This is a genomic window from Allochromatium warmingii, assembly GCF_900107145.1.
Taxonomy (GTDB): Bacteria; Pseudomonadota; Gammaproteobacteria; order Chromatiales; family Chromatiaceae; genus Thermochromatium; species Thermochromatium warmingii.
Map to the genome: position 1 here is coordinate 20,532 of NZ_FNOW01000036.1, position 10,976 is coordinate 31,507.

General features: G+C 57.3%; 11 protein-coding genes. 5 read left to right on the top strand and 6 right to left on the bottom strand.

Annotated elements, in window-relative coordinates:
• Positions 1–151 precede the first annotated feature (151 nt).
• Complete coding sequence (locus tag BLW10_RS10505) at positions 152–1,279, bottom strand: ISAs1 family transposase (protein ID WP_091334539.1); 1,128 nt, start codon at positions 1,277–1,279, stop codon at positions 152–154.
• A 180-nt stretch (positions 1,280–1,459) separates the two neighbouring features.
• Between BLW10_RS10505 and rpmB the strand changes: the two genes are divergently transcribed.
• The 5 genes from rpmB to BLW10_RS10530 all read left to right on the top strand — a co-directional run bounded on the left by rpmB (position 1,460) and on the right by BLW10_RS10530 (position 5,299).
• Positions 1,460–1,696, top strand: coding sequence for a 50S ribosomal protein L28 (gene rpmB / locus BLW10_RS10510; protein WP_091334563.1), 237 nt, complete (start codon positions 1,460–1,462; stop codon positions 1,694–1,696).
• 15 nt (positions 1,697–1,711) lie between these two features.
• Entirely contained in the window at positions 1,712–1,879 is a 168-nt protein-coding gene (gene rpmG, locus BLW10_RS10515; protein WP_005222974.1) for a 50S ribosomal protein L33, read from the top strand.
• A 123-nt stretch (positions 1,880–2,002) separates the two neighbouring features.
• Positions 2,003–2,245, top strand: coding sequence for an OadG family protein (locus BLW10_RS10520; RefSeq protein WP_091334541.1), 243 nt, complete (start codon positions 2,003–2,005; stop codon positions 2,243–2,245).
• Positions 2,246–2,360: 115 nt separating this feature from the next.
• On the top strand, positions 2,361–4,160 hold the full coding sequence (gene oadA / locus BLW10_RS10525; RefSeq protein WP_091334542.1) for a sodium-extruding oxaloacetate decarboxylase subunit alpha: 1,800 nt from the start codon (positions 2,361–2,363) through the stop codon (positions 4,158–4,160).
• Positions 4,161–4,168: 8 nt separating this feature from the next.
• Positions 4,169–5,299, top strand: coding sequence for a sodium ion-translocating decarboxylase subunit beta (locus tag BLW10_RS10530; protein WP_091334544.1), 1,131 nt, complete (start codon positions 4,169–4,171; stop codon positions 5,297–5,299).
• 60 nt (positions 5,300–5,359) lie between these two features.
• Here BLW10_RS10530 and BLW10_RS10535 read toward each other — a convergent pair whose 3' ends face one another.
• From BLW10_RS10535 to BLW10_RS10555, 5 genes are all read right to left on the bottom strand, one after another.
• Positions 5,360–7,609: a TonB-dependent receptor gene (locus tag BLW10_RS10535; RefSeq protein ID WP_091334545.1), complete on the bottom strand. Its 2,250-nt coding sequence runs from the start codon at positions 7,607–7,609 to the stop codon at positions 5,360–5,362.
• Between the two features lie 42 nt (positions 7,610–7,651).
• Positions 7,652–8,701 carry an ABC transporter substrate-binding protein gene (locus tag BLW10_RS10540; protein WP_091334547.1) on the bottom strand — a complete coding sequence of 350 codons (1,050 nt, stop codon included), beginning with the start codon at positions 8,699–8,701 and terminating at the stop codon, positions 7,652–7,654.
• Positions 8,702–8,764: 63 nt separating this feature from the next.
• Entirely contained in the window at positions 8,765–9,568 is an 804-nt protein-coding gene (locus BLW10_RS10545) for an energy transducer TonB (RefSeq protein WP_245709328.1), read from the bottom strand.
• Positions 9,568–9,960 (bottom strand): ExbD/TolR family protein, encoded by a 393-nt coding sequence (locus BLW10_RS10550; RefSeq protein WP_091334550.1) that lies wholly within the window; start codon positions 9,958–9,960, stop codon positions 9,568–9,570. The genes BLW10_RS10545 and BLW10_RS10550 overlap by 1 nt, the downstream gene beginning before the upstream one ends.
• A complete protein-coding gene (locus BLW10_RS10555; protein ID WP_091334552.1) occupies positions 9,960–10,589 on the bottom strand; it encodes a MotA/TolQ/ExbB proton channel family protein in 630 nt (209 codons plus the stop codon). Before BLW10_RS10555 ends, BLW10_RS10550 begins: the two co-directional genes overlap by 1 nt.
• Positions 10,590–10,976: the final 387 nt, after the last annotated feature.

The following is a 10,976-nucleotide window of genomic DNA, read 5'->3' on the forward strand; positions in this document are numbered from 1 at the left end:
CAAAAAACGGCATCGAACTTTAACATAAAGGAAATGTCGGGTTGCGTTGGTGTAGGCAGCAATTTCAAATTTAAGGTTATGCCGTTATCAGGTCGCTTTTTTGGCCGCTGAAAACGCGGAAAAACGCTGAAAGTGTACCAGGGCGATCGCGCTATATAGTTTTCCTATTATGTTCGCCGAGCAGTAGCTCCATCCGGTAGTTATCGTTGAGCGCGGCGCGTATTTTTCGCTGGCGCAGACTGTCCTTGGGCGGCCCATTGTGCTGCAAGAGGTTGAGCGCCATACGACGCAGCATGGCCAGATTCTCGGGGCTATGGTCGCGGCGGGTGCGACAGGCATCTTCGCCAAACTGGACATCGAGGATCCAATGCTGTTGATTCTCGATACTCCAATGCTGGCGCACTGCGGCGGCGAAGCGCGGCAGCTCCGTGAACGAGCAGAGGAATTCGCGTGTTTCGGTGCTGGAGTGATCGCCGATAAGGCGAATGGACTCTACCCGTCCCACCGCCTTGAGTCCGGCCCACTCGGCGCGATCCTCAAGCCATGCAATGCGCTCGCTGAGGACGACACGCCGGATCTCAAGGCGCCCATGCGCTTTGTCGATCGTCTCCTCAATGAGCAAGGCACCGCGAGCCGTTTCATAATCGAGCCATTGCGTCACTTCCGCGTGCAGTGTCGGATGGTTATCTTTCAACGCTAGGACGTAGTCAGCTCCGCCCGCCACGAGGGTGCGGGCAATCGCTTTTTGACAGCCCATGGCATCCAGGCTCACGGTCGCCCCGTGTAGATCCAGTAGCCCGAGTAGATCCGGAATCGCTGTGATTTCATTGGTTTTCTCTCCGACCGTTTGCTGGGCCAACACCCAACGGGCACGGCTCGCAAAGGCGCTGATGAGGTGCACGCCCGGCGTTGCCCCATCGCGACTGCCACGTAACGTCTTGCCGTCCACACACACCTGCTCACCGGACAACCCAGCGAGAGCCGCCGTCGCCCAGGCCTGGAACGCCTCGGCAAAGGTGTCCGGGTTGAGTCGACCGATCACATCGCTCAAGGTGTCGTGCGCGGGAATTCCGTTGGCAAGCGTCAGAAAGGTGCGCAACCACGCTTCCTTCTCCTTGCCAAAGGTTTCCATGCCCACCCAGTCCTCAATGCCGCTGAGGACGGCACACAGCACAATCATCAGAATGTCGTGCAGGGAGTGCAACTTGTTACGCGTTTCGCGACGTGGATCGGCAAGATCAGCAAAGTACGGACGGGGATCTAACAATTTCGGTGACATCGGCGGCTCAGGCGTCGAGACAAAAGGTACTTGGCTACCTGCTCAACCGATGATTGTCAATACTCTGATAGCGCGATCGCCCTGGAAAGTGTACCTGTTCTGGTTGCACCCCCTTTTCCCCCTATGCTAGAGTGCGCGGTCTTTAGCACCGAACAACGCCGACTTGTAGGGATTCCCGCCATGTCCAAGGTCTGTCAGGTTACCGGTAAGCGCCCCCTCACCGGCAACAACGTCTCGCACGCAAATAACAAAACCAAACGTCGCTTCCTGCCGAATCTGCACGAAAAGCGGTTTTGGGTCGAAGCTGAAAAACGCTGGGTGAAGCTCCGCCTGACAACTAAGGCGATGCGCACCATCGACAAGAAAGGCATCGACGCTGTGCTCATCGATCTCCGCGCCGACGGCGTGAAGGTCTAATCGGAGGACTCCCCCATGGCTAAGGCCGCACGCGAAAAGATCCGCCTCAATTCCAGCGCCGGAACCGGTCACTTCTACACCACGACCAAAAATAAGCGCAATCAGCCCGGCAAGATGGAGATCAAAAAGTTTGATCCCGTCGTTCGCCAGCATGTCATGTACAAGGAAGGCAAGATCAAGTAAGCCTTGATCCGTGAAGATCGGCGCGTGCGTCGGTCGTCTTGTCCGTGGCGCACACAAGCCCGCTTTTAGCGGGCTTTGTGCTATATGGGGCTTATGTCTCGAAACTGACCGGATTTCACCGCCATGACTGACAGCACCCTGTTGTTGGAGAGTGTCATGCTGATGCTGATTGGCATGGGCATTGTATTTAGCTTTCTGCTGCTGTTAGTCGGCATCGTCCGCTTGATGTCGGTGTTGCTTCAGCGGTTTGTCCCCGTTATTCCTGCACCGCAATCGCCAGCATCTGCGCCGCTGACATCAGCAATCGCTGATGATCTCATCGCCGTGATTGCAGCGGCCATCGCCCGTTATCGCTCGCGGCACTGATTCGCCGCACCCGCGTTCATCATCTACCCTGCGAGGTGTTCGGCCTCGCGCTTACTGCGCCATTTGCGCGTGCGGCCTGTCCACCGCGAGTCGGCGCACTCTGAGGAATTTGCTTATGACTCAGTTACATCCGCCGCTGCGCCTGACCGAAGTGGTGTTACGCGACGCGCATCAATCGCTGCTCGCGACCCGTCTTCGCATCGAAGATATGCTCCCCATCGCCGCCAAGCTCGATCAGGTCGGCTATTGGTCGGTGGAATCTTGGGGCGGGGCGACCTTTGATGCCTGTATCCGCTATCTGGGCGAAGATCCCTGGGAGCGCCTGCGCCAGCTCAAGGCCGCGATGCCGCGCACGCCGCAACAGATGCTGTTGCGTGGACAGAATCTGCTCGGCTATCGCCATTATGCCGATGATGTGGTCGCGACCTTTGTCGAGCGGGCGGCGCTCAATGGCATCGGCGTGTTCCGCATTTTTGATGCGCTCAACGATCTGCGCAATCTCGAACGCTCGGTGCAGGCGGCGCTGGCCACCGATGCCCATGCGCAGGGTACGCTGTCATACACGGTCAGTCCTGTACACGATATTTCTTACTGGGTTGATTTGGCGCGACGGCTGGAAGATATGGGCTGTCATTCGATCTGTATTAAAGATATGGCCGGGCTGTTGCGTCCGGCGGTTGCTGAAGAACTGGTCACGCGCCTCAAAGCCACCTGTGCGATTCCGCTGGCGCTGCATTGTCACGCTACTACTGGCTTGAGTACGGCAGCGATTCTTAAAGCCGCTGAAGCTGGCGTCGATCTGGTCGATACCGCGATCTCGTCGATGAGCATGACCTATGGTCATTCGCCGACCGAATCCGTGGTTGCCATGCTTCAGGATACGCCGCGTGATACCGGACTCGATCTGCATTGCTTAGAAAGCATCGCGGCGGATGTTCGCGCTGTGCGCAAAAAATATGCACGTTTTGAAGGATCACTTCAGGGTACTGACTCGCGGATTCTGGTCGCGCAGGTGCCGGGCGGCATGTTGACCAATATGGAAAATCAGTTGCGCGAACAGGGCGCGGAAGATCGCCTTGATGACGTGCTGGCGGAAATTCCCCGCGTGCGCGAAGAGCTGGGATTTTTGCCGCTGGTGACGCCAACCTCGCAGATTGTCGGCAGTCAAGCCGTGCTCAATGTGTTGCAAGGCGAGCGGTACCAAACCATCACCAGCGAAACGGCCGGTGTCCTGCGCGGCACCTATGGCGCGACACCCGCGCCGGTCGATGCAGCGCTGCAAGCGCGGGTGTTGCAAGCCGGTGAAGCGCCGATCACTTGTCGCCCAGCCGATCTGTTGACGCCGGAGCTGGCGCGGCTCACTGACGAACTCGTCAGCCTCGCCCGCGAGCGGTCGTTACGCTTGACCGAACCGCTCGTCGATGATGTGTTGATTTACGCGATGTTCCCGCAAGTGGGGCTGAAATTCCTCGAAAACCGCGACACGCCAGCGGCATTTGAGCCATGTCCGTGGACGATCAACGACGTGCCTGCATCCGTTGCAGCGCCGGTTGCGCCGCCTGTCGGATTGCCGGAGTACTATCAGGTTGAAGTCAATGGGCGTAGCTATGCCGTGACCGTCTCGCCGCAGGGCGCAGTGACAGCCGTTGTGCCCCAAGCGCCTGCCGTGACTGCTCCGCCACCTGCCGCAACGCCGGCGACCGCGCACACGGTCGAAGCGCCGCTGGCTGGCACCATTCTCAAAATTGCGGTGCAGGTCGGTCAACAAGTTGCAGCCGGAGAGGTGGTCGTCTTGCTGGAAGCCATGAAAATGGAAACCGAAATTCGGGCGCGTCAAGCCGGTTGTGTCACCGCCATTCACACCAGAACGGGTGAAGCTGTGGCACTCGGCGCACCCTTAATTGCTCTGGGTTAATTCAATATATGGATAAACTAGAGCTGCTGTGGCTGTCGATGGGCATCGCCAATTTAGAATGGGGTCAGGCGCTGATGATGAGCGTCGGCGGCATTCTAATTTATTTGGCGATTGTCAAACAATTCGAGCCATTATTATTACTGCCGATTGGGTTTGGCGCAATTCTCAGCAATATCCCGATGGCCGGTATTGCTGGCCCTGATGGATTATTGGGGCTGATTTATGCGGTTGGCATTGAAACTGGCGTCTTTCCGCTGCTGATTTTTATGGGCGTCGGGGCACTCACGGATTTTAGTGCGCTGATTGCCCGACCTTCGACCTTATTACTCGGTGCAGCGGCACAATTCGGCATCTTTGCAACGCTGATAGGTGCCATTGCGCTGAATGTTCTGCCCGGCTTTCACTTCACGCTTGCCGATGCATCCGCGATTGCCATTATTGGCGGTGCTGATGGGCCAACGGCGATTTTTCTTGCTTCAAAACTCGCGCCGGAATTACTCGGAGCCATTGCAGTGGCAGCCTATTCGTATATGGCGCTGGTGCCCATTATTCAGCCGCCGATTATGCGGGCGCTCACCACACCGCAAGAACGCGCTGTCGTCATGCAGCAACTGCGTCCGGTCTCGCGGTTAGAGCGGATTTTATTTCCGTTTGTGGTGTTAATCCTCTGCGCCCTGCTATTACCGTCGGCTGCGCCCCTAATTGGCATGTTGACCTTCGGTAATCTTTTGCGCGAAGCGGGTGTCGTCGAGCGGCTGAGTAAAGCGGCGCAGAATGAAATTATCAATATCGTGACCATTATGCTCGGTCTCGCCGTCGGCTCAAAATTGTCAGCGGATAAATTCCTCACCGTTGAAACGCTGGGAATTTTAGTGCTCGGGGCGCTGGCATTCTGTATTGGCACTGCTGCCGGGGTGCTGATGGGCAAAATGCTGTACCGCTTCACCGGCGGCAAAATCAATCCATTGATTGGCGCGGCGGGTGTATCAGCAGTGCCAATGGCGGCGCGAGTGGTGAATAAAGTCGGGCAGGAAACCGATCCGCATAATTTTTTAATGATGCACGCGATGGGGCCGAATGTCGCCGGAGTCATTGGCTCGGCGGTAGCGGCTGGCGTGTTATTGGCGTTGGCGGGATAAGTGATTTTTGATTGCTGATGACTGGTCACGAAGTTGAAGCGTCGTGACCAGAGAATCAGATTAAAAATCTGCCGATAGTCCAAGATACAGCGTGCGCGGTGCGCCGTATTGATAGCTCGAACCATTGCCGCTCACGCCATTGAGCGCCGCCGTGTAATTGGCAATCGCATCATCAGCCGCACTGACCGGGCCGATGTATTCTTCATCGAAGAGATTTTGTACCGTTAGTGTCAGATTGAATGCTTGGCTCAAGCGGTAACGGGCCGACGCATCAACCACAATCACAGACCGCACCCGCTCCGCGTTGAGAACATCGCCATAGCGTGCGCCGATATAACGCGCCTCAACCCCCGCACCCCAGGCCGCCTGCTCGTAGCGCAAACCAAGTTTGAGCATGTGTTCCGGTGTATCCACAACCTGCTTACCTTTGGTACCAATCGCGCCGCTCGCCGAGAGTGCCAGATCATCCAGATAGCTGAAGCGGTTCCAGGTGTAATTGCCGGTCAGTGTCCAAGTTGGCGTTATGCGCCAGCGTCCTTCCAATTCAAGCCCGTAACGCTCGGCATCGGCGACGTTCCAGGGATAGCGCACCCCGATGCTCGGATCATAAATAGTGGATTGCTTGTTGGCGTGTTGGGCGTAAAAGCCGGTCAAGCCAAGTGACCAGTCATCCCGCGCATAGGTCAAACCGAGGTCGAGGTTATCGGCGGTTTCCAGTTCCAGCCGATCCCAGAGCGATTGGAAGCTGACGCCTTTGGCCGCAAATTGTGTCCGCTGCGCGGTGTAGTACGGGAAAAGATTGACATCCAGCCCGTAACTGCGCCCGATACGTGTAAACAGGCTGGTGGTCGGATTCAGTCGCCATGTCAGACCGAGATAGGGCAACCATTCGGTGAGCGTCTTGGCATCCGCCGAGGCCAGCGCATCCACCCCGCCCACCGCTCTGGCAGCCTCGACATCAGAGAGTTTCGCCGCTGCGCCGCTGGCGTTATAGGCGGTCAGTGCCCCAAGACGCAGATCGACATAGCGTAAACCAGCCTCGATGCTAAGTTGATCGAAGGTACCCAGATAGCTCAGGAACGGCGAAATCAGTCGGTGCGGGTCGTTGTCAGCTAACATTTGCCAGCCGTCAAAGACCAGCCCAGTGGGGGTGACGCGGTATTTTTTCTGGGTAGATGGCGGGCCAGGTGGCTCTTGGCGCTGCAGCCATAATCCGGGCGTCAGGCGCTGGTTAGCACTCAGTTGCCAATCGAGGCGCGTTAGCACGCCGAGATTGTCATGCTCGATCATCCAATCAATCACGCGGCTTTTGGTTGCGTCCGTGGCATTGATCGAGCTGAACCAGTAATCCCCCGATTCGCTCAGATAATAAGGTTTGATCGCCAGTTCGACGCCCTCAGCCAGTCGCGCATGAAGATTTGCGTAAACAAAACGGTCGGTGAATGTCTGGCGGTTGTAGCCGTAATAATCGATCTTAGCGGGGTTGCTCGACCAGTCGCGCCGATAGTTGGCAAAGTCGCTCGCAAGCGTGTGATTAAAGAAGCGATAGGTCTCGCGCTCATCGTGATTGTAACCAGCGTATAGCTCTGCGCCCCACGCCGCGCCACCATCGAGCGCCAGACCAGCAAAGACATTTTGGCGCTCGAACTCGCCCTCCCCTTTCCAGTTGTGACCGCTGGTAAAACTCCCCGAGAGAAACCCAGACAGGATCCCATAACGTCCGCTGTCCTGACGTATAAACACGCGCCGAAAATCATCGCTACCACCTTCAAACTGTACTTCAGTGGCAAGTTCAGACGCAGGTGCGCGGGTTATCAAATTAATTTTGCCCGGCAAGTTACTAAATCCAAGCGACTGATCAACCGGAGCCGCGCCGCGATACAGCTCTATCGCAGCGACATTTTCCATGTCCAAAATGCCCTTGCTGCCGCCCGGATTAACGGTGATTGGGAGCGCGTCGATATTGCGCGACGAAGCCGGCCCGGTCTGCGCGACGCCGCGAATCTTGATCGTTTCGTGAAAACCCACCTCAGTCAGACCATGTGGATCGGCACTTTGGAAGTTGACCGAGGGCGCAGCAGCAACAGCTTGAAACGGCGAACTCGCCGCCGCACCAGCTGCTGTGCGCAGCGTCTGCGCATCAAAGCGTGTGACGGTCGCCGTTGTGTCCAGATCGATTTGAGCAATATCTTCAGCGGTGACCGTCACCAGTGGTAGCTCAGGGGTTATTTCAGCGAGTGCATTGGCCGTCGGTACTAATAAGCACAGCGGTAGACAGAGACGAAGCGGTCGCGGGGTATGTGCATTCATAATCGTTATCTCAAACTGAATATAACGGTGGTCAACAAGCAATCAGCTTGTACCGAGCAAGGCGCGGACATCGACAACTTCGGGTTTGATGCCTAAGAACAGTGCGTAAAACGCTGGAATTTCGCGTTCCGCATCCCACGGAAACTGCGTGGGATAGAGTCGATTGGCCAGCCACTGCATCGCCAGCGCCCGCATAAACGAGGGTGGGCGTCCCAGCCAGCTAAACGGACTGCTCGGGGCCAGATAGACGCGACCGTCACGCACCGCACGGAGCGCACTCCAAGCTGGATCGGTCTTGACTGTGGCAAAGAATTTCGGGTGATCGGTGAGGATGACATCTGGGTCGAGCGTCTGGATGTGTTCGAGCGTGACCGGCTCGCGTCCGCACATGGCTTGAGTCTTGCAGTCCATGACATTGACGCCGCCCGCCAATCCGATGACCTCGGCATGAAACGAATCCGCGCACTCGGTTTGCAGTCCGTTAGCACCCTGCGCAAAATAAACGCGCTGGCGCTGATGCGCCGGCACTGCGCCGACCGCCTGCTCGACGCGGGTGAGAGCGGTGCGAATGGCATCAGCGAGTGTAGCGGCTCTGTCTTCCGCACCCAGCGCCCGACCGACTAGCTCCAGCGCCGCCGGATAATCACGCAAGTGTTCGAGCCGCACGAACAGTCCCGGCGTGCCGAGCGTTTGAAAGGTCGTCTCAACCCGCTTGGCATCAATAAACGGCATATCCCAAGCGATACTGAGCTGTGGCTGCGTCCTGGCCAGTAGCTCAGGATTAGGCGGCGGCCCTTCTCCCGTATAGCGCCCGACGATCAGTAAATCTTTTACCGCTGGCGCAACATAGGGCGCATCTTCGGGCGTAAACGGAAAACTCAGGCTCACGAGTTTAGTGGGATCAATGGCATAGATGAGCGGCACCACCGGCGGCGTCACGGCGAACACACGCTCGATCTGATCTGGAATCGCGACGGTGCGGCCCGTCATATCGACCAGTTCAGCGGCCTGCGTTGATAGGCTAGTCAGCAGCGTCAGCGCCGCGAGCAATGGGCGCTGCGAAGCGCGTGAAGATCGAAACGAATTGTGCATGAGTCATCTCCTGCGGTTGATGAAGTGGTTGTGTCAGCACTGAGCGTATCGCGTGCAATCTGTCTAACGATTGAGTTTGAAGCGAACCGGAACCCGTACCCAGGCGCTGATTGGTCGTCCGTTCTGGTGGGCGGGTTTGAAGCGCCAGCGGCGCACCGTGCGTACTGCCGCCTGATCCAAACTGGATACGCCCGAAGAGTTCGCGACCAGCACTTGACTTGCTTGACCGTTCGCGTTGACCAATACGCGCAGCGACACTGTGCCCTCTAAACGCAGGCGCTGTGCCGCGTCGGGATAATCAGGGGCCGGATTGCTCAGATAGGCCACTGGCGAGCCATCGGGCGTGCCGGTTGTTCTCGGCGCGTTAGCCGCCACTTGCGGCGTCGCGTTGGCGCTTTCCCGGTTAGTCGGCTTGGCGGGTATTGGGCGGGAGGCGCGGCGCGGCGGCGGGCTGATATGCTTCAATTTAGGTGGCTTGGCTTTAACCTGTGGCTTCGGTTTGGATTTGGACTTGGACTTAAGCTTTGCTTGCGATTTGGGCTTAGGCGACGCAAGCGCAACCGGCGCAGGCGTTGGATCAGGCGCACGCACCGGAAGCGGTGGTTCTGGTTTGGACTCAGGTTCAGGCGATGCGGATTGAACAGGCGCGGTCGCAACCGGCTTGAGATCCGGTGACGCCATATCAGTCAGCTTACTCACCACTGAGACGGCAACTACACTGACTTCAATCGGCACCGCAGCGGGCAACGGCGTGCGACGCAGTGGCAGCCATTGCGTCAGTCCGGCGACTAGCGCCGCTTCGCTGCCCAGCGCAATCAGCATGGCCAACCACAGCGGCAGCGTTGGCAGCGGAGCTAGAGCCTGCATCAGGCGCGTGGCTCGCGGGTGGCAATGCCGATGCGGGTGATACCGGCGAGCCGACAGGCATCCATCACCGCGACCAGATCGCCAAGCGCGGCGGCGTCCGCTCCAGCGATGACCACCTGTGTTTCTCTACCACGCTCACGCAACAACACACCAAGCTGTTCCAGATTCAGCGGCTGTTGATCGACATGAATCATCCCAGCCGCATCAAGACTGATGACGACCTGCGGCGACTCCAACCGCTCGGCGCTGGTGCTCGACGGTAGCCGACTGCTGATACCGGTAGCCGGAATCATGTTGAGCGTAACCATGATGAAAAACACCAGCAGAAAGAACATGATGTCGATCATCGGCACAATCTCGATACGTGCCTTGCGCCGTTGCAAATAGCGCATCAGTCTGCTCCCGAGGTCGGTGTGCCGAAGCGGTTGATGAGCATGACTTTGAGCGTATCGAGTTGATGCACCGCGAGCCGCACGCGCTCGTTGAGGCCGTTAAAAAACACCAACCCGATAACAGCAATCAGCAGCCCAGCAGCGGTGGCAACCAGCGCCTCCGCCACACCACCGGTCACCGCATTGGGTGCGGCACCGGGTTCACCTAACACCTGAAAAGCGTGGAACATGCCGATGATGGTTCCCAGCAAGCCGAGCAATGGGGCCAGTGTCACCGTAGTATCCAGCATCCACAACCGCCGATCTAACAACGGGACATGACGCAAAATCACCTCATCGAGTCGGCTGGCCAAATCCGGTTCAGGCGCTGATGACGCTGTCAGTACCGTCTCCAATAGTGCGCCGTGCAGATGGCGCGCCTGAGTCTCGCGGATCCAAGCCAGCCCGTTGCGATCCTGCGCAGCTAGGGGTGTCAGGGCGTGCGTGAGGGTTTCGCCGTGACGTGTCACACTACGCAGTACCCAAGTGCGCTCAACGATTACGGTCAATGCCAGCGTCAGCAGGATGACCATGAGATAGAGGATTCCGCCCGACTGATTAGCCAGTTGGAGCAGATACGCTAGATCCATCGCTGATCTCCTGTCGTGTATAGCGTTATGGTTTATTGTTATAACGCTTGACGAATAAGCAGTTTCAATGCCAATTTTCTTAAATGCGCGTAAAGTACGCTAACTGCTTGTTTTATAATGAGTAGCTTGGGTTGCTTGACGCGGTTATGAAGCAAATCATACAGGCCGCTATGTTTTTTTGTATATAACGCAACAGCGCCATAACTAACGCGAGTCCGGTAATCTAAGTAGCGGCCAAAGCACGAAACGGATGATCGGGTTGGCGCATGATCGGTCGCATCATCTTTCTATAACCCGATGTGCGACTTTTTAACGGTCTATGTGGATGCTTGACGTTTGGTTGGAGCGACAAGGCCGTCTGAACTACGCTGAGAAGAGGGTCCACTC

Excerpts from the sequence above, each read along its gene's own strand:
- rpmB (WP_091334563.1), top strand. The coding sequence starts at position 1,460 with ATGTCCAAGGTCTGTCAGGTTACCGGTAAGCGCCCCCTCACCGGCAAC.
- BLW10_RS10540 (WP_091334547.1), bottom strand. The coding sequence starts at position 8,701 with ATGCACAATTCGTTTCGATCTTCACGCGCTTCGCAGCGCCCATTGCTC.
- BLW10_RS10520 (WP_091334541.1), top strand. The coding sequence starts at position 2,003 with ATGACTGACAGCACCCTGTTGTTGGAGAGTGTCATGCTGATGCTGATT.
- BLW10_RS10555 (WP_091334552.1), bottom strand. The coding sequence starts at position 10,589 with ATGGATCTAGCGTATCTGCTCCAACTGGCTAATCAGTCGGGCGGAATC.
- oadA (WP_091334542.1), top strand. The coding sequence starts at position 2,361 with ATGACTCAGTTACATCCGCCGCTGCGCCTGACCGAAGTGGTGTTACGC.
- BLW10_RS10530 (WP_091334544.1), top strand. The coding sequence starts at position 4,169 with ATGGATAAACTAGAGCTGCTGTGGCTGTCGATGGGCATCGCCAATTTA.
- rpmG (WP_005222974.1), top strand. The coding sequence starts at position 1,712 with ATGGCTAAGGCCGCACGCGAAAAGATCCGCCTCAATTCCAGCGCCGGA.
- BLW10_RS10550 (WP_091334550.1), bottom strand. The coding sequence starts at position 9,960 with ATGCGCTATTTGCAACGGCGCAAGGCACGTATCGAGATTGTGCCGATG.
- BLW10_RS10535 (WP_091334545.1), bottom strand. The coding sequence starts at position 7,609 with ATGAATGCACATACCCCGCGACCGCTTCGTCTCTGTCTACCGCTGTGC.
- BLW10_RS10545 (WP_245709328.1), bottom strand. The coding sequence starts at position 9,568 with ATGCAGGCTCTAGCTCCGCTGCCAACGCTGCCGCTGTGGTTGGCCATG.
- BLW10_RS10505 (WP_091334539.1), bottom strand. The coding sequence starts at position 1,279 with ATGTCACCGAAATTGTTAGATCCCCGTCCGTACTTTGCTGATCTTGCC.